This window comes from Streptomyces sp. NPDC018045, from assembly GCF_044327445.1.
GTDB lineage: Bacteria > Actinomycetota > Actinomycetes > Streptomycetales > Streptomycetaceae > Streptomyces.
This window is the reverse complement of record NZ_JBIRFL010000005.1, coordinates 402,892-424,814: the sequence shown is the minus strand read 5'-3', so window position 1 is coordinate 424,814 and position 21,923 is coordinate 402,892. Positions and strand designations below refer to the sequence as shown.

21 protein-coding genes are annotated in these 21,923 nt (G+C 74.1%); 15 read left to right on the top strand and 6 right to left on the bottom strand.

Annotation, left to right across the window (positions count from 1 at the left end; genetic code table 11):
- The first annotated feature begins 335 nt into the window (after positions 1–335).
- Complete coding sequence (gene mscL, locus ACH4EB_RS15610; RefSeq protein WP_398347976.1) at positions 336–854, top strand: large conductance mechanosensitive channel protein MscL; 519 nt, start codon at positions 336–338, stop codon at positions 852–854.
- Positions 855–891: 37 nt separating this feature from the next.
- Here the strand turns inward: mscL and ACH4EB_RS15605 are convergent, their stop codons facing one another.
- Positions 892–1,098 (bottom strand): hypothetical protein, encoded by a 207-nt coding sequence (locus ACH4EB_RS15605; RefSeq protein WP_398348126.1) that lies wholly within the window; start codon positions 1,096–1,098, stop codon positions 892–894.
- A gap of 260 nt (positions 1,099–1,358) precedes the next feature.
- Between ACH4EB_RS15605 and ACH4EB_RS15600 the strand changes: the two genes are divergently transcribed.
- Positions 1,359–2,552: a helix-turn-helix domain-containing protein gene (locus tag ACH4EB_RS15600; protein WP_398347975.1), complete on the top strand. Its 1,194-nt coding sequence runs from the start codon at positions 1,359–1,361 to the stop codon at positions 2,550–2,552.
- A 110-nt stretch (positions 2,553–2,662) separates the two neighbouring features.
- Positions 2,663–3,199 (top strand): recombinase family protein, encoded by a 537-nt coding sequence (locus ACH4EB_RS15595; RefSeq protein WP_398347974.1) that lies wholly within the window; start codon positions 2,663–2,665, stop codon positions 3,197–3,199.
- Between the two features lie 161 nt (positions 3,200–3,360).
- Here the strand turns inward: ACH4EB_RS15595 and ACH4EB_RS15590 are convergent, their stop codons facing one another.
- On the bottom strand, positions 3,361–3,888 hold the full coding sequence (locus tag ACH4EB_RS15590) for an AMP-binding protein (protein ID WP_398347973.1): 528 nt from the start codon (positions 3,886–3,888) through the stop codon (positions 3,361–3,363).
- Between the two features lie 286 nt (positions 3,889–4,174).
- Here ACH4EB_RS15590 and ACH4EB_RS15585 point away from each other — a divergent pair, with 286 nt between their 5' ends.
- Positions 4,175–5,737, top strand: a complete 1,563-nt coding sequence (locus ACH4EB_RS15585) for an MFS transporter (protein WP_398347972.1) — start codon at positions 4,175–4,177, stop codon at positions 5,735–5,737.
- On the opposite strand, the gene ACH4EB_RS15580 is transcribed toward ACH4EB_RS15585, so the two are convergent.
- Positions 5,697–7,073 (bottom strand): rhodanese-like domain-containing protein, encoded by a 1,377-nt coding sequence (locus ACH4EB_RS15580; RefSeq protein ID WP_398347971.1) that lies wholly within the window; start codon positions 7,071–7,073, stop codon positions 5,697–5,699. The genes ACH4EB_RS15585 and ACH4EB_RS15580 overlap by 41 nt on opposite strands.
- A 512-nt stretch (positions 7,074–7,585) precedes the next feature.
- Between ACH4EB_RS15580 and ACH4EB_RS15575 the strand changes: the two genes are divergently transcribed.
- The 3 genes from ACH4EB_RS15575 (at position 7,586) to ACH4EB_RS15565 (ending at position 10,655) form a co-directional block, all read left to right on the top strand.
- The gene (locus ACH4EB_RS15575; protein ID WP_398347969.1) at positions 7,586–8,371 is read left to right on the top strand and encodes a GntR family transcriptional regulator; all 786 of its coding nucleotides are present in this window, start codon (positions 7,586–7,588) and stop codon (positions 8,369–8,371) included.
- An 82-nt stretch (positions 8,372–8,453) separates the two neighbouring features.
- The gene (locus ACH4EB_RS15570; protein ID WP_398347968.1) at positions 8,454–9,365 is read left to right on the top strand and encodes a sulfite exporter TauE/SafE family protein; all 912 of its coding nucleotides are present in this window, start codon (positions 8,454–8,456) and stop codon (positions 9,363–9,365) included.
- 84 nt (positions 9,366–9,449) lie between these two features.
- Complete coding sequence (locus tag ACH4EB_RS15565) at positions 9,450–10,655, top strand: FAD-dependent oxidoreductase (RefSeq protein WP_398347967.1); 1,206 nt, start codon at positions 9,450–9,452, stop codon at positions 10,653–10,655.
- A 156-nt stretch (positions 10,656–10,811) separates the two neighbouring features.
- Here ACH4EB_RS15565 and ACH4EB_RS15560 read toward each other — a convergent pair whose 3' ends face one another.
- Positions 10,812–11,447, bottom strand: a complete 636-nt coding sequence (locus tag ACH4EB_RS15560) for a TetR/AcrR family transcriptional regulator (protein WP_398347966.1) — start codon at positions 11,445–11,447, stop codon at positions 10,812–10,814.
- A 386-nt stretch (positions 11,448–11,833) separates the two neighbouring features.
- Here ACH4EB_RS15560 and ACH4EB_RS15555 point away from each other — a divergent pair, with 386 nt between their 5' ends.
- The 3 genes from ACH4EB_RS15555 to ACH4EB_RS15545 all read left to right on the top strand — a co-directional run bounded on the left by ACH4EB_RS15555 (position 11,834) and on the right by ACH4EB_RS15545 (position 13,744).
- Positions 11,834–12,409 carry a TetR/AcrR family transcriptional regulator gene (locus ACH4EB_RS15555; RefSeq protein ID WP_398347965.1) on the top strand — a complete coding sequence of 192 codons (576 nt, stop codon included), beginning with the start codon at positions 11,834–11,836 and terminating at the stop codon, positions 12,407–12,409.
- Positions 12,410–12,476: 67 nt separating this feature from the next.
- Positions 12,477–13,535, top strand: a complete 1,059-nt coding sequence (locus ACH4EB_RS15550) for a MerR family transcriptional regulator (protein WP_398347964.1) — start codon at positions 12,477–12,479, stop codon at positions 13,533–13,535.
- Positions 13,532–13,744: a hypothetical protein gene (locus ACH4EB_RS15545; RefSeq protein WP_398347963.1), complete on the top strand. Its 213-nt coding sequence runs from the start codon at positions 13,532–13,534 to the stop codon at positions 13,742–13,744. Before ACH4EB_RS15550 ends, ACH4EB_RS15545 begins: the two co-directional genes overlap by 4 nt.
- Before the next feature lie 16 nt (positions 13,745–13,760).
- Here ACH4EB_RS15545 and ACH4EB_RS15540 read toward each other — a convergent pair whose 3' ends face one another.
- Positions 13,761–15,089, bottom strand: a complete 1,329-nt coding sequence (locus ACH4EB_RS15540; RefSeq protein WP_398347962.1) for a M20/M25/M40 family metallo-hydrolase — start codon at positions 15,087–15,089, stop codon at positions 13,761–13,763.
- A 421-nt stretch (positions 15,090–15,510) separates the two neighbouring features.
- On the opposite strand from ACH4EB_RS15540, the gene ACH4EB_RS15535 reads away from it, so the two are divergent.
- The 4 genes from ACH4EB_RS15535 to ACH4EB_RS15520 all read left to right on the top strand — a co-directional run bounded on the left by ACH4EB_RS15535 (position 15,511) and on the right by ACH4EB_RS15520 (position 19,808).
- Complete coding sequence (locus ACH4EB_RS15535) at positions 15,511–16,662, top strand: low temperature requirement protein A (protein WP_398348125.1); 1,152 nt, start codon at positions 15,511–15,513, stop codon at positions 16,660–16,662.
- 266 nt (positions 16,663–16,928) lie between these two features.
- Positions 16,929–17,741, top strand: coding sequence for a L,D-transpeptidase family protein (locus ACH4EB_RS15530; RefSeq protein WP_398347961.1), 813 nt, complete (start codon positions 16,929–16,931; stop codon positions 17,739–17,741).
- 128 nt (positions 17,742–17,869) lie between these two features.
- A complete protein-coding gene (locus tag ACH4EB_RS15525) occupies positions 17,870–19,162 on the top strand; it encodes a P1 family peptidase (protein WP_398347960.1) in 1,293 nt (430 codons plus the stop codon).
- A gap of 22 nt (positions 19,163–19,184) precedes the next feature.
- Complete coding sequence (locus ACH4EB_RS15520; protein WP_398347959.1) at positions 19,185–19,808, top strand: Yip1 family protein; 624 nt, start codon at positions 19,185–19,187, stop codon at positions 19,806–19,808.
- Positions 19,809–19,991: 183 nt separating this feature from the next.
- On the opposite strand, the gene ACH4EB_RS15515 is transcribed toward ACH4EB_RS15520, so the two are convergent.
- Entirely contained in the window at positions 19,992–20,384 is a 393-nt protein-coding gene (locus ACH4EB_RS15515; protein WP_398347958.1) for a hypothetical protein, read from the bottom strand.
- Positions 20,385–20,614: 230 nt separating this feature from the next.
- Between ACH4EB_RS15515 and ACH4EB_RS15510 the strand changes: the two genes are divergently transcribed.
- Complete coding sequence (locus ACH4EB_RS15510; protein WP_398347957.1) at positions 20,615–21,856, top strand: CaiB/BaiF CoA transferase family protein; 1,242 nt, start codon at positions 20,615–20,617, stop codon at positions 21,854–21,856.
- Positions 21,857–21,923: the final 67 nt, after the last annotated feature.

The window sequence follows — 21,923 nt, the reverse complement described above, 5'->3', positions numbered from 1 at the left end:
AAGGGCGCGCCTCGGGCTCCTCGGGCGCCTGTGCGGCCCCGACTCCCGGGGACCAGCCCGGGTGGGAGCGGTCATGACGGCGCCGGCCTCACCGAGCAAAGATCGAGTGGCATTCGTCCGATACGCGCGCGACACTGGCGAAAGTGGCGGGGTGCGTTCGGCGTGCCGTGGGGAAGGCTCTCCCCCGGCCGACCGGGACGCGGCGCCGATCCGTACGGGCGCTCTGTCCGCTCACCGTTTCAGGTCATGGGATTGGACAGCCCAGCCCTGCCCTGCCGTAGGTTGCGGTGCTGTTCGTTGCACGGTTCGTAGTGAGTGTGGAAAGAGGCTTTCAGGTGAGCGGGAAGACGGGCGTATTCGCGGGATTCAAGGAATTCCTGATGCGCGGCAACGTGATCGAGCTCGCGGTGGCCGTCGTGGTCGGAGCCGCGTTCACGAACATCGTGAACGCCGTGGTCAAGGGCGTGATCAACCCGATCGTCGGTGCCCTGGGCTCGCAGAACCTCGACCACTACAAGACCTGCCTCACCACCTGCCACACGGATGCGAAGTCGGGCGACTTCACCGACGGCATCTACATCCTGTGGGGCTCGGTGCTCAGCGCCGTCCTGACGTTCCTGATCACCGCCGCGGTCGTGTACTTCCTCATGATCCTGCCGATGAACAAGTGGAAGGCGCGCCAGGACGCCAAGAAGCCGGTGGACGACGCCCCGGCGGACCCGACCGAGGTCGAGCTGCTGAAGGAGATCCGCGACGCGCTCGTGGCGCAGCGCGACGGCTCGCTGTCCGGCTCGTCCACGGGCTCCTCGGCCGGCGGCGGCGCGGGTTCGATGGTCACCCAGAAGACGCGGTAACGGGTCCCGGTCCGGCGAAGCCGCCCCGGCGCCTCGGTCAGAGGTGGTGGGGCGGCTTTTCGTCGAGGAAGCGCGCCAGATCGGCAGCGCTGTCCCCACCGGTCGGGCGCTCGCCCCAACCCCGGTCGGTGTCGTCCGCCGACCGCTGGCTGAGCGGATCGTCGAAGACCAGCACCGCGTGCGCCTTGGGCTTCCGGGGCTGCTCCGCGTTCTCCGAGCGGTCCGCGCTCTCCGGCCGGTCCACGTTCTCCGACTGGTCCGCGTCGGCCTCTGGCCGGGGTTCAGGGGTGTTACTCACCCCTCCAGGGTACGGCCGGCGCACACATAATCCCGAGACGGACCGCTGCGCGACGGAACGGCTGCGGTGTGGGTACGCCGAGCCGAAGACCCCGCCCGGGCGCGCCCCCGTCTCCCATACGTTTGCGGCCCGCCGGGCTCGCGGGCGTACCGTTGCTGGAACACCTTCCGGCGGGGGGCTTCATGAGTGCCGCGTACGAAGCAGGGATGGGCGATCGGCTGGCTCGGCTCCGGCTGCGTCGCGGCCTGACGCAGGAGCAACTCGCCGAGGCAGCACGCCTTTCCGTGGACGTCGTCCGCAAACTGGAGCAGGGCCGCCGCAGGACGGCACGGCTGTCCAGCATCAACGCCCTGGCAGCCGCCCTGGACACCGAGCCGTCCTACCTCGTCGGCCAGCCCGGCACCTTCGAGGTCCAGCGGTCCGCTCAGGAGGAGGCCCCGTCGGTCCTGGCGCTGCGCTGCGCCGTGTCACCGGTCTCGGATCTCCTCGGGGGCGGGGATCACGAGGATCCGCCCAGCATCGGCCGGTTGCGCGCGGCCCTCCGTTCCACGGAAGGCATCAGGCGTGCGGGGCGGATGGGCGAGATCGGTGTCCTGCTGCCCAGCTTGATCCGTGATGCGCGGATGGCCGCTCACGCCTTCACGGGGGCGGACGCGGCCGCCGCCAACTCCGTACTGGCCGTCGCCTACCAGGTCGCCGCCACCACGCTGGCCGCGCTGGGCAAGGAGGACGCGGCGTTCACGGCCATGGAGCGTTCCATCGCGGCCGTCCGCCTCTGTGACGACCCTCACCTGGAGACGCTCTCGGCGTCCACCCTGAGCTGGGTGCTCACCAAACAGGGCCGCCTCGCCGACGCCGAGCGCGTGGCGACGGCTCGCGCGGACGCGATCGAACCGGGCTTCCGTTCGCCGCCCCGGGACATCGCCCTCTGGGGCATCCTGCTGCTGCGCGCGGCCACCGCCGCGGTCCGTCAGAAGCGGCACTCGGCGGTCACCGACCTCCTGCGGATGGCCTCGGCGGCGGCCGAGCGGATCGGGGAGGACCGGATCGTCTACGCCACCCCGTTCGGCCCGACCAACGCCGGAGTCGCCAAGGTCAACTTCCTGGTGGAGATGGAGCAGAGCGACCGTGCCGTCCACGAGGCGCGCGGCGTCCCGGCCCTCGCCTCCCTCCCGCCCACCTGGCGGGCCCGCTTCCACGTCGACCGGGCCTTGGCCCACCATGACCTCGAAGACGACGCGTCGGCGATACGCGCCCTGCTCCATGCCGAGCGGGACGCCCCCGAGTGGATGCGCTACCACTCGACGTCCCGCCGCCTCGTCGCGGAGCTGCGCACCAGGACCGGACGCCGGGACGCACCCGTGCGGGGGCTCGCCGACAGGCTGGGTGTCGAGGACTAGGGCGTCCTGCCCCACCCTTCCGGCGCGTGGGCCATGCCGCCCTGCCGATGATGCGAAGTGGGCCATGGCGCCCCTGGGCTCGGGGTGCGTCGCTGCCTAGCGTGCTCCGCATGACGCGGCACCCGCGCGCCCGGCCCCGGGCGATGGCGGCGCCGCTCCGTGAACTCCAGGAGCCAGGTATGACCGGTGCCCCCACTCCCCCGCTCGCCTTCATCTACGACCGTAACGCGACGCGTTCGCGAGCCATGTTGGAGATGCGGATCAGCGGCTGTCGTACCTACGCCGAGCGGCAGGGGTGGGAGGTGGCCGGGTGGTGGGTGGACTTCGGGGACGAGGCGCTGGGGAAGGAGCGGCCTGAGCTGGGGGCGCTGGTCGGCGTGTTGGTGCGGATGGTGGTGGTCCGGCGCGCGTTCTGCCTCGTGCACCACTGGAACCGGTTCGCGCACGACATCGAGGGGCGGCACGCCCTTCAGCGGCGCGTCGCGCGGGTGGGCGGGTACTCGGCCACGACGTTCGGCGAGAGCGACGCGCGGGCCGGACACGAGCGGACCGGGTACGAGCACGCCGAGTACGAGCACGCCGGATCCGGGCACGCCGGGAACCTGCGGGTACCGGCTGCGGAGACGGAGCGGCCGGCCCGGATGTAATGGGGCCCGGGCCGGACGTACCGGAGCGGCGGGCCCGGGCATAGCGGGGCCCGGTCCGGACGTACCGGAGTAGCGGGCCCGGGCATAGCGGAGCCCGGGCCGGACGTACCGGAGCGGCGGGCCCGGACGTAGCGGGGCGTCAGGACGGACGTATTGGGGCGTCAGCGGGTGGCCAGGGCTTCGTGCCACCAGTGGTCGCGGCCCGCTGTCCAGGAGACCGGGCGGCTGGTGCGGTTCACCACGAGGACGGACCGCACCTGCGGGCAGTCCTGTCGCAGGGCCCGGTCCAGTACGGGCTTGACCGGCCGCACCGCGCCGTCCCAGAACGCCGCGTCCGCCGTGATGATCACCTTGGCGCCCGAGTCCCTTGCCGCCTCGGACAGTTCCGGGACGGTCAGGTAGACCGGCAGCGTCGTACGGACGGCGTCGAGCCGCCCGCAGGCGAGCGTGGCGATGACCGACTCCGGTACCAGCGGCAGATGCACCGCCACCGGGTCGCCGGCCCGTACCCCGAGCCGGGCCAGCGCCGCGGCGGCCCGCTTGGCCTGGCCCATGAGCATGGTGTGGGTCAGCTCCTCGTGACGTCCCGGCTCACCGTGCCAGGTGAGGGCTATCGGGGACGGGGACGCCGGGGGCTCTTGCGGTTCCCGGGTCGTTTCCTCATGCTCGGAGATCACACGGCGCAACATGCGGACCAGCTTGAAGATCAGCGATCAACAATCGTTGAACGTCCGCTGTACGGCAAGGACCGTGCCACGTAGCAGCCGCGTTCGCGGCGCCCCTGGAGGGCGGCGCTTCTCGTGCCCTTGGGCGGCGTGCCCGTGAGGGATCTTAGGTATTCGTAGGTGCCCCGTTCGGCACCCCCACGTCTCTGCCCCGTCTTTGGCACACCCAATCCCCCACCTCTCACCTTCCTGTCCGTACGTACTGCGCCGCGCCGATCCGCGCGGCACGAGAGGTGAACCGGTGTGTCAGATGTCCGAGTGGAGTGCCGAGCGGCGTCGTGCGGACGGGGCCGTGGTGTGGGGCCGGTTGTGGGCGGTGGCGGCGGTGGCGATCGGTGGGTTCTGTGTGCAACTGGACGCCTTCGCGCTGAACATGGCGCTGCCGGTGATCCGTCGTGACCTGCACGCCTCCGCGGCGGCCGGACCGTGGGTGATCAGCGGCTATCTGCTGGCGGCCGGGTCCCTGATGCCGGCTGCCGGGCGGCTGGGCGATCTGTACGGGAGGCGGCGGCTGCTGCTTCTGGGGCTCGCGCTGTTCGGGGGCACGTCGGCGGGGTGTGCACTGGCGCCCTCGTTGCCGTTGCTCGTGGCGTGCCGCGTGCTACAGGGGGCGGGCGGGGCGCTGATCATGCCGGTGGGGCTGGCCTTGCTGACACGTTCCTTCCCACCGGGGCGGGCGCGCGTCGCGACCGGGTACGCCCTGGGGCTGGCCGGACTGGCCACGGCGTGCGGCCCGTTCGTGGGCGGGGCGCTGGCCGAAGCCCTGTCGTGGCGAGCCGTGTTCTGGGTCGATGTGCCGCTGTGTGCGGCGGCGATGCTGTGCGCCCGGCGCGCCCCGGAATCCCTGGAGGGGGCGGGCCACCGGGCGCGGAGTGCGGCAGCCCGGGAGGGGGCCGCACCCCCGGACGGCGCGACACCCCCGTACAAGGCTGCGTCTCCGCAGCACGGCACGGCAGGCCCGGGCATGGCAGGCCCGGGCACGGGCGGTTGGGGCCCCACGGGCGGTTGGGGCTCGCTGGTTGTGGGGACCGGGGTGCCCGCGTGTCTGGCGATGGTGGTCGAGGGCGCGGGGGCGTGGTGGCAGGCGTGTGGGTGGGCGGCGGGCGCGGTGGTGCTCGGCGCGTTGTTCGTACGGGCCGAGCGCCGGTCGCGCGCGCCGCTGTTCGACCTCGCCCTCTTCCGTAACGCGCCCTACGTCGCGCTCACCTCGGCCGGCGCGGTGGCCAACGCGGCGACCGTGGCGCTGCTCTTCGTGGTCCCGACCGCGCTTCAGGAGGTGCGGGGGCTGTCCGTACTGGGTGCGGGGACCGCCTTCCTCGTACCGGCGGCGGCGATGGCGGCGGCCGGGCCGGTGGCCGGACGCGTACCGGCCCGCGCCGCCGAGCCCGTGATGGCCGCCTGCCTCGGCCTCGCCGCTGCCGCCTTGGCGGTGACGGCGTCAACGGCGCTGACCGGGGCGGGGTCGGCGGGGACGCCATTCGGCGCGGTGCCGGGCGGCGGTGCCGCGCCGGCCGTGCCGCTCGCGCTGCTCACGGCGGCCACCGTGGCCGCCGCCTCGCTCGGCGTGGCCGGTGCCCTGGCCTTGACGGCCACTCAAGCCGTGGTGCGCCCGGACCGCGCGGGTGAGGCGTCCGGGCTGACCAAGTGCGCGATCACGGTGACGGCCGGGCTGGGCCTGGCACCTGCCGGTACGGACCCGGGTGGCGCGCTGCGGCTGGCCGCGGCCGGGTGCGCGGCCGCCTGCCTGGTCCTTCTGCTGCGGGCCGCGCGCCTCAGCCGCAGGCGGACACGGCCGCCTGGTAACCCCCGATGACGTCCCGTACGTCCCGGAAGCCACGGGCCTCCAGCAGCGCGGCGGCGATCACCGAGCGGCTGCCGCTGCGGCAGTAGAGGACGACCGGGCGGTCGGGGTCCAGGGTCGCGCAACTGGTGGCAAGGGCGGCGAGGGGCAGGTTGCGGGCGCCGGGCAGGGCGCCCGCCTCGTACTCGGCGGGGTTGCGGACGTCGATCAACTGGGCGTCCCCGGCCGGGGCTTCGCCGGCCGCCAGGCGGCGGGTGCGGGACACCAGTTCGGGGTGGCGGGCGAGTTCGGCGGCCGGGTCCGGTACGTACCCGAGGACGTGGTCGTAGCCGATGCGGGCCAGGCGGAGCCGGGCCTCGGCCTCCGTGCCCGGTTCGCTGACGAGGACGATCGGCGTGCCGGGCGCCACCACGCTGCCCGCGTACTCGGCGAACCGGGTGTCCAGGCCCGTGTGCAGCGATCCGGTGAAGTGCGCCTCGGTGTACGCGGCGAGGGGGCGGCTGTCCAGGAGGACCGCGCCGGCGTCCCGGCAGGCGGCCAGCGCCCCGTCGAGGGTGAGGGCGGCGGGCGGCGCGGTGTCCAGGAGCGGGTGGCCGTCGCGGTTGAGGGCGGCGTCGTGGGCGAAGTAGCCGGGGGTGGCGGGCTGTCCGGCCGTGACCAGGCGGACGAACTCGGCTTCCGGCATGGGCTGGAGCGCGTAGTTGTGACGCCGCTGGTCGCCGATGGTGGAGGTGGTCTCGGTGGAGAGGTTACGGCCGCAGGCCGAGCCGGCGCCGTGGGCGGGGAAGACGCGGGTGGCGTCCGGCAGGGTGAGCAGTTTGCCGTGCAGGGAGCGGTAGAGGCGGCCCGCCATGTCCTCCGGCGTCAGACCGGCCGTGGCGAGCAGGTCGGGCCGCCCCACGTCGCCGACGAAGAGGGTGTCGCCGGTCAGGACGCCGTACGGCTCTTCCGCCTCCGGGTCTTCGTGGACGACGAGGCAGATGGATTCCGGGGTGTGGCCGGGGGTGGCGAGGACGGTGAGGGTGACGCCGGAGGGCCCCGGCGCACCGCCCAGGGATATCCGTTCGCCGTCGCGCAGCCGCCGTATCGGGTAGCCGGTCTCGGCGGCCTCGCCGAAGGCGATGGTGGCGCCGGTGGCGCGGGCCAGTTCGAGGTGTCCGGAGAGGAAGTCGGCGTGGAAGTGCGTCTCGATGATCAGCTCGATGCGCAGTCCGGCCGCTTCCGCGTCGCGCAGGTAGTCGTCGATGTCGCGGCGTGGGTCGACGAGGACGGCACGCCCGGTGGTCTCGTCGCCGATCAGGTACGACGCCTGGGAGAGGCAGTCGAGGTAGTACTGCGCGAAGTGCACGGTCGACCTCCGTGGTCCTGCGGGCCCGTGACCACGGGCCCCGCGGGGGGTGTGTTGTGCGGATGCACGGATGTACGTACATTAGGCGCGTGGGGTCGGCGGCGACAAGTTCGGACAGGCCGGCGGCGGCCGCCGGGCGCGCTCGCCGGAGGCCGCGCCGGGCACGCTCACTGGTGGCCGCCGGGCAAACGGCCCGTACGGGACGACGGTGGACGCCGCACGAGGGCGGTGGGCGCCGTCCGAGATCGGCGGCGGCGCCGGACAAGCGGACGAGCGGCCCGACGGCTGGACGTCCGAGGTCGGCGACGACCGCCGGACGAGCGGCCCGACCGCGCCCGCCGTCCGGGCCGGCGGCCGCACCCGCGGCCCGCCCCGCCCGTACGTTCAACCCGTACGACCACCCCGTACACCCGCCCCGTACGTCCAACCCGTACCCGGCGAACCGGAACGCCCGCACCACCTGCACCGCCCGTACCACCCCGCACCACCCGCACCCGCTCGGAGGCGCCTGCATGAACGAACACCCCCCGGGCCCGCGTCCCCTGGACCGGCGCTCGCCGCTGCCCCTGTGGGCCCAGCTCTCCGAGGATCTGCGGCGTCGCATGGAGGCGGACGAGTTCACCGACGAGTTCCCGGCGGAGCACCGCCTCACCGCGGAGTACGAGGTCAGCCGGCACACCGTCCGCGAGGCGCTGCGCAAGCTGCGGGCGGACGGCCTGGTGATCGCCGAACGCGGCCGCGCCAGCCGGCTGAACACCCGGCGCATACAGCAGCCGCTCGGTTCCCTCTACAGCCTCTTCCGCGAGCTGGAGGGCCAGGGCGTGGAGCAGCGCAGCGAGGTGCTGCGGCTGGAGCGGACGGCGGACGGCCCGGTCGCCGACCAGCTCGGTCTCGTCCCGGACGCGCCGCTGATCGTGCTGGAGCGGCTGCGGCTGGCGGACGGCGAGCCGCTCGCCCACGACACCACGTACCTGCCCGCCGAGATGGCCGAGCCGCTGCTGGATGCCGACTTCCGGCACACCTCCCTCTACGGCGAGCTGCAACGGCGCTGCGGGGTGAAGGTCACCGGCGGCCGGGAACGCATCCACCCCTTCCTGCCCGACATCCGGCAGGCGTGGCTGCTGGGGCTGGCCGACCGTGAACCCGCGTTCGCCATCGAGCGGCTGGGGCGTTCCGAGGAGCGGCCGGTGGAGTGGCGGGAGACCGTCGTCCGCGGCGACCGCTTCACCTTCGTCGCCGAGTGGTCGAGCGACAGCCGTGCCGTCGAACTCGCGCCCCGCGCCTCGTGCCCGTCATGACGGCCGGTCGAGCGCCGCACGCGCGCCTGCCGATGCCGCGGCCGGCCGCACGCCCGATACCGCCGACGCCCTGCCACCGGCCATGGCGCTCCTAGCCTTCGCGGCCCTCCCCTGCGGGCTGGTCATCGGGCTGCTGCTGGGCGCGCTCGGCGGCGGCGGTTCGATCCTGGCCGTACCGGCGCTGGTCTACCTGCTGCACCAGACCCCGCACGAGGCCACGGCGGGCGCGCTGGTCGTCGTCGGCATCGGCGCGGCGTCCGGGCTGGCCTGCCACGCCCGCGCGGGCCGGGTCCGCTGGGCGGCGGGCGCGGCCTTCGGGGGGCTGGGCACCGCGGGTACGTTCCTGGGCTCCCGCTGGAGCGCGTCGCTGGACCCGACCGTCCTGATGACGGCGTTCACCGGGCTGATGCTGGCGGTGGCGGCGGCGATGCTCGTACGGACGTGGCGCGAACGGCAGAAGGCCCGCACGGCCCCTGCCCCGGCCCACCCGCCCGGCACGCGCCCGGCCCCCGAACCCACGGCCACGGCCGAGGGCGAGGGCGAGACCACCCACACCGCCGCCCCCGGACCCACCGCCACGACAAACACCACCCCCACACCCCCGGCGGCCCCCGCCTCCCGCCTGGCCTCCGCGCTGCGTATCGGCGCCACCGCGACCGCCGTCGGTCTGCTGACCGGCTTCTTCGGCGTCGGCGGCGGCTTCGTGGTCGTCCCGGCGCTGACCCTCGTCCTCGGCCTGGAGATGCCGGTCGCCGTCGGTACGTCGCTGCTCGTGATCCTCGTCAACTCCGGTACGGCGTTCGCCACCCGGGCCGGTGCGGGTGGTCTGGACTGGCCGCTGCTGGCCTCCTTCGCCGCCTGCGCCGCGCTCGGAAGCTGGTTCGGCAACCGGCTCGCCGCCCGGCTGCGGCCGCAGGCCCTGTCCACGGCGTTCGCGTCGCTGGTCACCGTGCTCGCCGTGTCGATGGCGGTGACCAGCATCCCCCGCTTATGAGGCGCTCCCGACCGGGCGCCGTTCACCGGGCCCCGAGCCCTCCGAAACCGGTCCCAGATCCTCGATCCCAGGAGGAAAGAACACATGACTTCCGCCTCGACACACCACCAGGTCGTCATCATCGGCGGCGGCACCGCGGGCATCACCGTCGCCGCCCGGCTGCGCCGCGCCGGACTGCGGGACATCGCGGTGCTGGAGCCGTCCGAGACGCACTGGTACCAGCCGTTGTGGACGCTGGTCGGCGGCGGCCAGGCACCGCTGCGGGCCTCGCTGCGTACGGAGGCGGAGGTCATGCCGCCCGGTGTGCGGTGGCTGCGCGAGTCCGCCGCCTCGGTCGACCCGGCCGCGCGTACGGTGGGCACCGCCTCGGGGCGGACGGTCTCGTACGACCGGCTGGTGCTCGCCCCCGGGCTGAGCCTGGACTGGGACGGCATACCGGGCCTGGCGCAGGCGCTGGGCCACGGTGGCGTCTCCAGCAACTACCGCCCCGACCTCGCCCCGCTCACCTGGGACTTCATCCGGCGCACCAAGCGCGGCACGGCGCTGTTCACCATGCCGTCCGGGCCGGTGAAGTGCGGCGGCGCCCCGCAGAAGATCGCGTACCTGGCCGCCGATTACTGGCGCAAGCGGGGTTTGCTGGGCCGTATCCGCACGATCCTAGTGCTGCCCGAGCCCGCCATGTTCAAGGTGCCGGTCTTCAACCGGGCGCTGGAGGAGACGGCGCGGCGGTACGGCATCGAGGTGCGGCTCCAGTCGGAGCTGACGCAGGTGGACGGCGCGGCGCGGGAGGCGGAGATCGTCGACCACGCGACCGGCGGGAAGGAGACGATCCGCTACGACCTGCTGCACGCGGTGCCGCCGCAGCGCGCGCCCCAGTGGGTGGCGGACAGCCCGCTCGCCGACCCGGCCTCCCCCTTCGGCTATGCCAAGGCCGACCGGGCGACACTGCAACACCCCGACTTCCCGGAGGTGTTCTCGATCGGTGACGTGGCGAACCTGCCGACGTCCAAGACCGGCGCCGCGATCCGCAAGCAGGCACCGGTCGTCGTCGCCAACCTGCGCGCCGGGCTGCGCGGCCGGCCCGCCACCGCGCACTACGACGGTTACACCTCCTGCCCCCTGGTCACCGCCCGCCACAAGATGCTGCTCGCCGAGTTCGACTACGACCTGGAGCCGGCGCCCTCCATCCCGTTCATCGACACGACGAAGGAGCGGACGGACATGTGGTTCCTGAAGCGGTACGGGCTGCCGCAGCTCTACTTCAAGGGGATGCTCAAGGGCCTGGCCTGAGCGGAGCGGGGGCGGATCAGCGTCACGCATGGGGCGCCGGGGGCGTTGGACCGTCCGGCCCCGGGGCCGTTGGCGCCCGCCCGGCACCCGGGGCCGCCGAGGTACGTGCCGGCCTCGGGCCGCCGAGGCACGCCCCGCCCCCGCAGCTCCCGCCGTCTACCCCGGGGCGTCCGGCAGCAGGGCCCACAGCATCACCTCGAACTCCTCGGCGGTGGGCGGCTCATCGGCCTGCAGGGCCTGGAGCAGCAGTCCGTCGTAGGCGCGGGCGAAGAGACTGACGCGCATCGGGTCCGGTGTGTAGAGGCGGGCGAAGTCGGCCAGCGCCTCGTACCACCGGTGGGTCCGGCCGCGCAGTTCGGGGCGGCGGGCGGCGAGCAGGAACAGTTCGAACTCGGCGAGCAGCAGCCCCCGGTCCTCCAGCGTCCCGGCCATCATGCGCGCCAGCATCCGCCGCTTGTCGCCACGCGCGCCCGCTCCGCCCGGCCCGTCGACGGGGTCGGCGGTGAGCTGCCGCACCCGTTCGGCGTCCATCTCCAGCGCGCTGGTGAGCACGGCGGTGAGCAGCGCGTCGACGCTCTCGAAGCAGGAGGTGGCGGCCGTGGTGGGCAGCTCCGCCTCGTGCGCGACGCTGCGGTGGGTGACTCCCGCCGCACCGTCCCGTGCGATGACGCGCAAGGTGGCCTCGATCAGCGCCCGCCGCCGGGGCTCACCCTCGGCCCGGCGCCCGTCGGTGAGCGGTGCGTTCGCGATCGGCGCGTTGGCGATCGGCTCGGGCGCGGTGGGCTCGTTCACGGGCGCTCCAGCGGCAGTACGGAACGGTACGGGGGGCGGGGCGAGGGCGGGGCGGGGGCGGGGCGTCTCAGGACGATACCGGGCACGTACCCCGGACCACGGGGCGGACGACACGGTCCGCCGCACTCCCTCGTACGGCGATGGCCCTCGCGAAACCGAGGCCGCGCCTTCCCCCAAGGGCGAGATCAAGGGCAAGGTGAAGGACGAGGCCGAAGGCGAGGTCAAGGGCTGGGTCGAGGGCAAGGGCGGTCTTCCCGCCGGGCACGCGATACTGCCGCCCGGAGAGACTGGCCGCGTGACGGACCGGCTTGCGCCCCAAGGTGACTCCACTCATAGTGCGTGAGGCGAAGTGCTCAGCACGTAGTACTACGAACGGAGTGGTGTCAATGGTCCGCAGGAACGACGAGCGGAGGGCCGCCCTCGTCGACGCCGCGATCGAGGTCCTGGCCAGGGAAGGCGCCCGAGGGCTGACCTTCCGCGCGGTGGACACCGAGGCCACCGTTCCCGCCGGTACGGCCTCCAACTACTTCGCCAACCGCGACGACCTGCTCACCCAGGCGGGCTCCCGGGTCTACGAACGCCTCCAGCCCGACGAGGCGACCATCGCACGGCAGCGGTCGGGCCCGCCGGACCGGGAGACGTACACGGTGCTGATGCGCGAGCTGGTCGGCCGGGTCAGCTCGTTCCGTACCGGCTACCTGGCCCTGCTCGAACTGCGCCTCGAAGCCACCCGCCGCCCCGGCCTGCGCGCGCTGCTGACCGATCGCGTCCGTGCCGATGTCGACGCCAACGTGGCCTACCACGCGGAATCCGGCCTGCCCGGCGACGCGACCGCCGTCCGGCTGCTGTACCTGGCGTTCAACTGGCTCATCGTCGAGCAGCTCACGCTGCCCGGGGTGTTCTCGGAGGCCGAGCGGGACGCGCTCGTCCACGCGGCGGTCGACCGCATCGTGACCCCCTGACCCGCCGCCGTGCGCCCCGCCGGGCCGGACTTGAACCTCACGTCGCGTCATGCTGCACCGTAAAGGCATGACCGACACCACCACCTGGAAGGTCGGCCGACTCGCCGAGGCGAGCGGGCTGACCGTCCGGACCCTGCACCACTGGGACACCATCGGGCTGCTCAGCCCGTCCCGCCGCACCCCGGGCGGCCACCGCGAGTACACCGAGGACGACGCCGCGCGCCTCTACCAGGTGCTGGCCCTGCGCGGCCTCGGCCTGGGGCTGGAGACCATCGCGGTCTGCCTGGACTCGGGCGTCGACCCGCTGCGCCTCGTACGGGACCATCTGGCGGGCGTCGAGGAGTCCCTGGCCGCGCTGGAGGTGCTGCGCGGCCGGCTGCGGCGGCTGGCGGAGTCGCTGTCGGCGGATACGGCACCGGGCGCGCCCGATCTGCTGGCGGCGCTGGAGGCGATCGGCCGCACCGGCCCGTCGGCGGACCGGACCCTGCGCCGCCATCTGGACGCGGACCAGCTTCAGGTGCTCGCGGCGCGCGGCGCGGCACTGGGCCCGGCGGCGCACTACCTGCTGGAGGTGGAGTGGCCGGAGCTGTACCGCCGGGCGGAGCGGCTGCGCACCGCGGGGGTGCCGGCCACCGACCGGCGGGTACGGCGCCTGGTGGCCCGGATGGACGAGCTGGGTGTGCTGTTCAGCGGCGGGGACACGGGGGTGTCCGCCGGGGTACGGGCGGCCTGGCGCACGGATCCGGAGACGATGGCGGGCGAGCCGACGGCCGGTCAGGCGGGGGCGGGCCAGGCCGAGGCGGGCGAGCCGGGGACGGCTCAGGCGGGGGCGCGACGGGCGGAGGCGGGTGAGCCGAGGACGGCTGGCCCGGGGGCGGGCCAGCAGGAGGGAGACGAGCCGGACGCGCGTCAGGCCGAGGCGGATGCGCCGGAGGCAGGCGCCCCGAGGACAGGTCGGGCCGAGGCGGCCGCCCCGGAGACAGACCACCCGGAAGCGCCCCCCGGGCCCCATGCCTGGGCGGCGCTGGCGGATTACCTCGACGAGGCTCGCGCGGCAGCCACCGGTGGCGAAGCCGGGTCCCGTGACGCCGCCGCCGACCCGAGCGCCCGCGGAGCCCGTTCATGACCCGCCGCCACCGCGTCGGTCTCGCCGCCGTCTCCGTCCTCCCGACCCTGATCGCCGTCCTCCTGTGCGCCGTACTCGCCGCCGCGGGGGTGCTCCCCTGGGCCGTGGTGCCCGCTGTCCTGCCGGCGTTGGCCGTCCAGGGCTGCGTGACCTACGTACGGCTCGGCGCACGGCCGGCGGGGCAGCCGGGAGTACGCCCGCCAGCGTGACCCGGCGTACGGGACGTCACCGGCCGCCCGGCTCCAGGTGGCTCAGTGCCGCGACGGTGAGGGCCTGGACGCCCATGGTCAGGGTGGGCTGCTTGACCGGGGTGAAGTGCGGCGAGTGGTTGGAGGGGATGTCCTGGGCGAGGCGCCCGGAGGCCATCGCGGCGCGGAACTCGCCGGGCTCCCAGCCGCCGAGCCACCAGTAGTAGAGCGGCGCGCCGGCAGCCGTGGCGAGCAGTCCGGCGTCCTCGCTGCCGGCGGCCGGTTCGTAGCCGAACAGCCGCTGGGCGCCGAAGTGGTCGGTGAAGGCGGCGTTGACCCGCTCCAGGGTCCGGTCGTCGTTGCGGGTGACCGGGAAGGTGTTCAGCACCTCGGTCTTCGGCTCGCGCGACGCGTCGGACGCGGCGGCCTCGGCCTTGGCGATGCGGTCGATGGCCGCCAGCACCCGGCCGCGCACGTCCTCGTCGAAGGTGCGGACGCTGAGCTGCACCACCGCCTGGTCGGGGATGACGTTGGGCGCGTCCCCGGCCTGGAAGGAGCCGACGGTGATGACGGCCCGGTCCTTGGGCGCGACCTCACGGGCGACGACCGACTGCAGCCGCTGGACGAAGGCGGCGGCCATCACGATCGGGTCGACGGCGGTCTCGGGGCGGGAGCCGTGCCCGCCGGTGCCATGGAAGGTGATCTTCAGACTGTCCGAGGCGGCCATACAGGCGCCGGGGGCGTACGAGATCAGGCCCGCGCCGAGCGGGGCGACGTGCTGGGCGAGCACCACGTCGGGGGTGGGCACCCGGCCCTTCCCTCCGGCCCCGCCTCCGGACCCGTCGGCGGCACCCCCGAGCCCCTCCGCGGCGCCACCGGAACCGGCAGCCGCCGCACCGAACAGCCCGTCCTCGATCATCGCCCGTGCCCCGTCGCCGACCTCCTCGGCGGGCTGGAAGAGCACGACCAGGGTGCCGGACCAGTGATCCCGGCCCGCCGCGAGCAGGTCGGCGGCGCCCGCCAGGCAGGTGACATGCACGTCGTGGCCGCAGGCGTGCATGACGCCGGGGACGGCGGAGGCGTACGGCAGGCCGCTGCGCTCGGTGACGGGCAGGGCGTCCATGTCGGCGCGCAGCAGGACGACCGGGCCGGGACCGTTGCGCAGCACGCCCACCACGCCCGTGCGGCCGATGCCGGTGGTGACCTCATAGCCGTACGAGGTCAGGCGGCGGGCCGCTTCGGCGGCCGTGCGGGTCTCCTGGAAGCCGAGTTCGGGGTGCCGGTGGAGGTCTTCGTAGAAGGATTCGAGGTCCGCCATGCGGGCGTCGAGCGGGGCCAGTACGGTGTCGCGCGCGCTTTCGCTCATACGTTGCATTTGATCATCTAACGGACGCGCGGGCGAGACCGGGACCGGCCGCGGCAGGCCGGAAAACACCGCCCTCCGGGCACGCCGCCGGGACCGGCGGACGGACCGCTGCGCGCACCTCTCCTTCCCATGTAATTCCTTTACGGAAAACGTGCGTTACACGGAAAGAGTTCCCCGCCCCGGCACCACCCGCCCCAACCGCCGGCGCCCCGCACCGCCCCGTCCTGCCCTGCCCTGCCCTGCCCTGCCGCTGAGTGACACTCCCCCGTCCCCCGACCGGCGGGGTCCCCGCGCGTCTCGTGGCGACTGCCGCCCGCGCGGGCTGTACTGAGACGCGGCCCACGACACGGCACGGGAGCAAGGAGCACCGGATGAACTGGACGGACCGGCCGGACGGCCCGCCCGCGACGGCCCGCCCGTGATGGCCCGGATGACGGCGCGCGGCCGTTCCGAGGCCCACCGCGCGGCCACCCCGCTGGAACTCTTCTTCGACCTGTGCTTCGTCGTGGCCGTCGCCCAGGCCGGACGGCAGCTCGTCCACGCCCTCGCCGAAGGGCACCCGGGGCACGGCATCTCCGGCTATCTGATGCTCTACTTCGCCATCTGGTGGGCGTGGGTCAACTTCTCGTGGTTCTCGTCCGCGTACGACACCGACGACGCGCTGTACCGGGTGGTGACGCTCGTACAGATGGCCGGTGTGCTGATCCTGGCGGCGGGAGTGCCCCGGGCGTTCGACGGTGACTTCGCGGTGGTCTGGTTCGGCTACCTGGTGATGCGGCTCGCGCTGGTGGCGCAATGGCTGCGGGCCGCGCACGGCAGCAGCGGCGCCGAGCGGACCACCGCGCTGCGCTACGCCGCCGGGGTGACGCTGTGCCAGTTCGGCTGGCTGGCCGTACTGCTGTCGCCGGAGGCCGTACGGCCGTGGGTGTTCCTGGCGCTGGCGGTCGCGGAGATGGCCGTGCCCGCCGTGGCCGAGCGCGACCACCAGACGGCCTGGCACCCGCACCACATCGCGGAGCGGTACGGCCTGTTCGTCATCATCATGCTCGGCGAGACGGTCGCCGCCGCGACGGTCGCGGTGCAGTCGGCGGTGGACGAGCAGGAAGCGCTGGGCGGCCTGCTGCCCATCGCGGCGGGCGGCCTGCTGCTGATCTTCGCCGCGTACTGGATCTACTTCGCGGTCCCGATCCACCTGCACCTCGCCTCCAACCGCCAGGCGTTCCTCTGGGGTTACGGGCACTATCTCGTCTTCGGGTCGGCGGCGGCGATCGGCGCGGGCATCGAGGTGGCGGTGGAGGAGTCGGTCGGCGCGGCGCACGTCTCGCAGTTCGCGGCGGCCGCGTGCCTCACCGTGCCCGGAGCGCTGTTCATGTTCACCGTGTGGCTGATCCACTCCCGCCACCAGAAGCGTGGCCCGGCCCAGCAACTGGTGCTGCCGGTGTCCGCCGTGCTGATCCTGGCGTGTACGTTCGCGGGGTCTGCCGCGGTGCTGCTGGCCGGGCTGGTGGCGTCGCTGACGGTGGCCGTGGGCGCGACACTGACCGCCCGCCAGGGCCAGGCACTGGGGAACTGACCAGCCGACGCTCATGGGTTGTTCCCTCCGCACGGGACCGTTGACCTCACGCGTCAGGCCCGTCGTATCGTGTCCAGGGAGGCCCTTGGACCTCCCTGTTCAGGCCAAAGGTCCGGTACCTTTCGGCCATTGGCCCCTCGCGACGCATGAACAACGCGAGGACCGGTGCCGGGCATTTATCTGGACGGTGTAGGGTGCGGATTGCCCGATTTATACCTGCGACAGCCCACCGGCCCGGAGCCGACGGGCGAGGAGACGCCACGCATATGGCTGCCCGCCACGCCCAGTCCAGCGGTACGCGAATAAGGATGACCCGGCGTGGCAAGGCCGTGAGCGGCCTCGCCCTGACCACGCTCGTGGGCACCGCGCTGTGGGCCTGGCCCGCCTCCGGCGACGACCACGGCGGCCACCGCGCCGAGCAGGCCCGCCCGGCTCCCTCGGCGCCGGACGCTCCCGCGCTCCACGTCACCGGCGGTACGGCCGCACCGGCGCCGCGCGCGATCCCGGGCCTGAGCGACGCCACCCGCAAGCAGATCCCGGCCGACTCCCGGCAGGTCCTGGTCGTCACCGGTCAGGGCCCGGACGCGCACGACTCCGCCGTCGTGCTCTACACCCGCGCCGAGGGCTCGGACGACTGGCGGCCCGGCGTCCACTGGGCGGCGCACAACGCCTCCCGTGGCTGGACCAAGGACCACCATTACGGCGACCTGCGCTCGCCGCAGGGCGTGTTCACGCTCAGCGACGCGGGCGGCAAGCTGGCGCCGCCCGAGGGCACCAAGCTGCCGTACGACCGCAACGACAGCTTCGTCGCGCACGGTACCGGTGTCGAGGGCGAGCCGCTGGGCGGCGCCTTCGACTACGTCATCGCCATCGACTACAACCGGGTCAAGGGTTCCTCCCCCCTGGACCAGCGACGCCCGCAGGGGGCGGACAAGGGCGGCGGCGTCTGGCTGCACGTCGACCACAACGGCCCCACGCAGGGCTGCGTCAGCCTCAAGCCCGAGGTGATGCGGGAGCTGCTGCGCACGCTGGACCCGGCACAGCACCCGGTCGTCGTGATGGGCCCGGCGGGCCACTGACTCCGGCGGGCGTCTGACCCCGTCGGCCCCCTGATTCCGGCGAGCCTCTGGCCCCGGCCCGCCTCCGGCCCGTAAGGCGGCCAGGAGGTCTCTCACCACCCGCGCGTCACCCGTGGTACGCATGTGCCATGGCCGACGACGCCCAACGCCCGCACGCCCAGCACCCGTACGACGCGACCGTGACCGGCAGCGCCACGACCGGCACCTCCGCGCCCGCCTCCGGGGAGCAGCCGCAACGCCCCGGCCCCCGGAACGCGTTGACCGACGTCACCGGCCTGCGGGTCGGCCACGCGCGGCGCCTCGGCGACGGGTGTCTGACGGGGACCACCGTCGTTCTGGCGCCCGAGGGCGGCGTCATCGCGGCCGTGGACGTACGCGGCGGCGGCCCCGGCACCCGCGAGACGGACGCCCTGGACCCGCGCAACCTGGTCCAGCGCGTCGAGGCGGTCGTCCTCACCGGCGGCAGCGCCTTCGGTCTGGACGCCGCCTCCGGGGTGGTGGCCTGGCTGGAGGAGCAGGGCCGCGGCTACCGCGTCGGCCCGGATCCCGCGCAGGTCGTGCCCGTCGTACCGGCCGCGGCCCTGTTCGACCTGGGGCGCGGCGGCGACTGGCACGCCCGCCCGGACGCCGCCCTGGGCCGCGCCGCCGTCGAGGACGCCGCGCGTACGGATCTGAACGCGCCCGTCGAGCAGGGCAACACCGGCGCCGGTACAGGTGCGGTGGCCGGCGGCATCAAGGGCGGCATCGGCACCGCGAGCCTGGTCCTGCCGTCGGGCGTCACGGTCGCCGCGCTGGCGGCCGTCAACGCGGCGGGGTCGGTGGTCGATCCGCGTACGGGAGTGCTGTACGGGCAGTACGGGCAGGTGTGCGCGGAAGTCGCCCGAGCGGCGCCCGGCGCCGGCGCGGCCCCGCTCCTGCCCGGCACCGCCCCGGCCTCCTCCGGCCCGCCCTCGCCCGGCCTGCCCTCGCCGGACGCGCACGCCGCCGCGCAGCGCCGCCTCGCCGAGGCCCGTACCGCTTCCGAGCGACGCTCGGCCACCTCCGTACGCCCGCCCCTGAACACCACCCTCGCCGTCGTCGCGACCGACGCGGCCCTGACCCGCGCCCAGGCCCAGAAACTGGCGGGCACCGCACACGACGGGCTGGCCCGCGCCGTCCGCCCGGTACACCTGATGAGCGACGGCGACACGGTCTTCGCGCTCGCCACCGGTGACCGCCCGCTGGTGCCGGAAGCGGCCGCCGCCGACCCGGTGTTCGGGGTGCACGCCGAAGCGGGCGCCCTCAACGAGATTCTGGCCGCCGGGGCCGATGTGCTGACCCGCGCCGTGGTCGAGGCCGTACTGGCGGCCGGGACGGTGGACACCCCGGGCGGCTGCTTCCCGGCGTACCGTGACCTCTACCCGTCGCAGCCGCCCTCCTGATTCCGGTGGTAGAACGGGCCATATGTCCGCGCCGCCGCCTCCCCCCACGCTCGTCCAGCCACCGCGCAAGAAGAAGCCCGGTACGCCACAGCCGCCGAGGCGGCGCCGGCGGCTGTGGTGGCACCGCCTGTTCCTCGGGCTCTGGTACCGCCCCGTCGAGGTGATGGACGAGGCGCGCGACCGCAGCGCCTGGAGTGCGGCCGTCCTGCTGTGCCTGATCAGCGGCGCCCTCGGCATCGTGTCGGTGGACGCCTTCCGCAAGCAGTGGGCGATGGACCAGCACCAGGCGCTGGAGCTGGCGGCCATCGCGGAGGCGGGCGTCCTGGTCGCCAGCCTCGCACTGGGGGTGGTCACTCACGCCATAGCGCGCACCATCGGCGGGAACGGCAGATTCGAGCCGACGGTCAGCCTGTTCGTCGTGCTGTTCTGGATCACCGACCTGCCGCGGCTGGTGCTCGCCACGTGGCTGCCGCACGGCTCGACGCTCGTCCAGGCCGTGGCCTGGACGACCTGGGGCTTCGGCTACCTGCTGGCCATTCTGCTCATCCGGGGCCAGCACCACCTGTCCACCGTCAAGGCGGCGGTGGCGGTCGCGGTGCAGATGCTGGCCTCGCTGGCGCTGCTGAAGCTGGGGCCGGTGCGCTGAGAGCCGGGGGGCGGGAGGTCATCGGCCGGGGGGCGGGAGGGCGGTGTCCGGGAGGCCATCGGCCGGGAGGCCACCGGCCACCACTCAGGCCCGTTCAGTTCTGCCCAGTTCTGCCCAGTTCAGCCCAGCTCTATGCAGCTCTGTGCAGCTCTATGCGGCGCTATCCGCTCTGTCCCGCTTCGTTCAGTGCCGCTCATTGCCGTCCAGTTGCCGCACGAGTCCGGCGAAGGCCTCGCGCTCGGCGGCGCTCAGCTCCACGCGCTCGGACGGCGGCCCGGCCGGACCGGTCTGCCGCGGGACCGCGCGCAGCAGCGGCCCCGCGCCGATCCCGTCCCCGGCGCCGTAACCGGTCCCGCGCCCGGCCCTGTTCCCGTGCGGAGTCCCGAAGCGGTGCCTGCGGACGATCCGGGCCTGACTCGCGGCCCACCCGACGGTGACGGTGAGCAGGATGGCCAGGCCGATCTGCTGGAGGAGCGGGACGGAGGGGAACATGCGGTCCTCCAGGTCGGGTTCGCGACGGTGCGGTTCCGGGCCCGTGCGGGCCCCGGCGGGACGGACTTCAGTAGTAGACACCATGTCAGGGACTTCCGTCAGGGGATTGAACGGACTTACGTCCCACACGTGACGTAACTCCCACACCGCTCCCGCACCTCCGCACCTCCCGACCGGCCTCCCCACATTTCCCGCACACCGCCCATATCCCGCCCGCTCCCGCTCCACCACCCGTCAGCCGACGCCCCCTTCCCTCCACGCAAGATCGTCCACGAGCATGTGGCCCACCGCCTCCCCCCGTGAGGAGTACGTACGTGCCGCAGCCGACCGCACCCCACACCGCCCGGCAGACGCCCGCCACCGCGAAACCCACCCTGACCGGCAGCGCGCCGATGGCTCTGGAGGGCGTCCTCGTCGCCGACTTCAGCCGCGTCCTGGCCGGCCCGCTGGCCGCCGCCACCCTGGCCGATCTGGGCGCAGACGTGGTCAAGGTCGAGCGGCCCGGCTCCGGTGACGACACCCGCTCCTGGGGGCCGCCCTTCTCCTCCGACGGCACGGCCGCGTACTTCGACGCCGCCAACCGCTCCAAACGCGGCCTCACCCTGGACCTCGCCGACCCCGGCGACGCCGCGGCCGCCCGGGAGCTGGCCCGCCGGGCCGACGTACTGATCGAGAACTTCCGGCCGGGCGCGCTCGCCCGCTACGGACTCGACCCCGCGGCGACCCTCGCCGCCCACCCCGGCCTGGTGCACTGCTCGGTCACCGGTTTCGGCTCCGGGCCGGGCGCCCACCTGCCGGGCTACGACTTCGCCGTGCAGGCCGTCGGCGGCCTGATGAGCATCACCGGCGAGCCGGGCGGCCCGCCCCTGAAGGCGGGCGTCGCACTCGTCGACGTACTGACCGCCAAGGACGCCACCACCGCCGTACTGGCCGCACTGCGCCACCGCGACCGCACGGGGCAGGGGCAGCACGTCGAGGTCAACCTGCTGTCGTCCCTGCTCGGTTCGCTGGTCAACCAGGCGTCCGGGCACCTGGCCACCGGCCGCGACCCGGGCCCGATGGGCAACCGGCACCCGAGCATCGCCCCGTACGAGACGCTGGCCTGCCGGGACGGGGCGCCGCTGGCCGTCGCGGTCGGCAACGACCGGCAGTTCCGGGCGCTGGCGCAGGTGCTCGGCGCGCCCGGCCTCGCCGACGACGAGCGCTTCGCGCGCAATCAGGACCGGGTGCGCCACCGCACCGAACTGGTCGCGGCGCTGGAGGAGCGGCTGGCGGCGCGGACGCCCGCGGCCTGGGCCGAGCGACTGAGCGCCGCGTCCGTGCCGTGCGGGCCGGTCAACACCGTCGGCGAGGCGCTGGCCCTGGCCGAACGGCTCGGCCTGGACCCGGTCGTGCCGGTCGGCGCGGGCCGCACACCGCAGGTGCGCAGTCCGCTGCGGCTGTCCGCCACGCCGGTCACCGCGCCGCACGCCCCGCCCGCCCTGGACGAGCACGGTGCCCCCGTCCGCGCGTGGCTGTCCGGCCCCGCCGACACACCCCTGCCACCCCTCGTGTGACGCTCATCACAAGAGCTTCGGGAGTGCAACCAAACCCGCCCGTAGTTGCTGTTTACCAGCACTGACT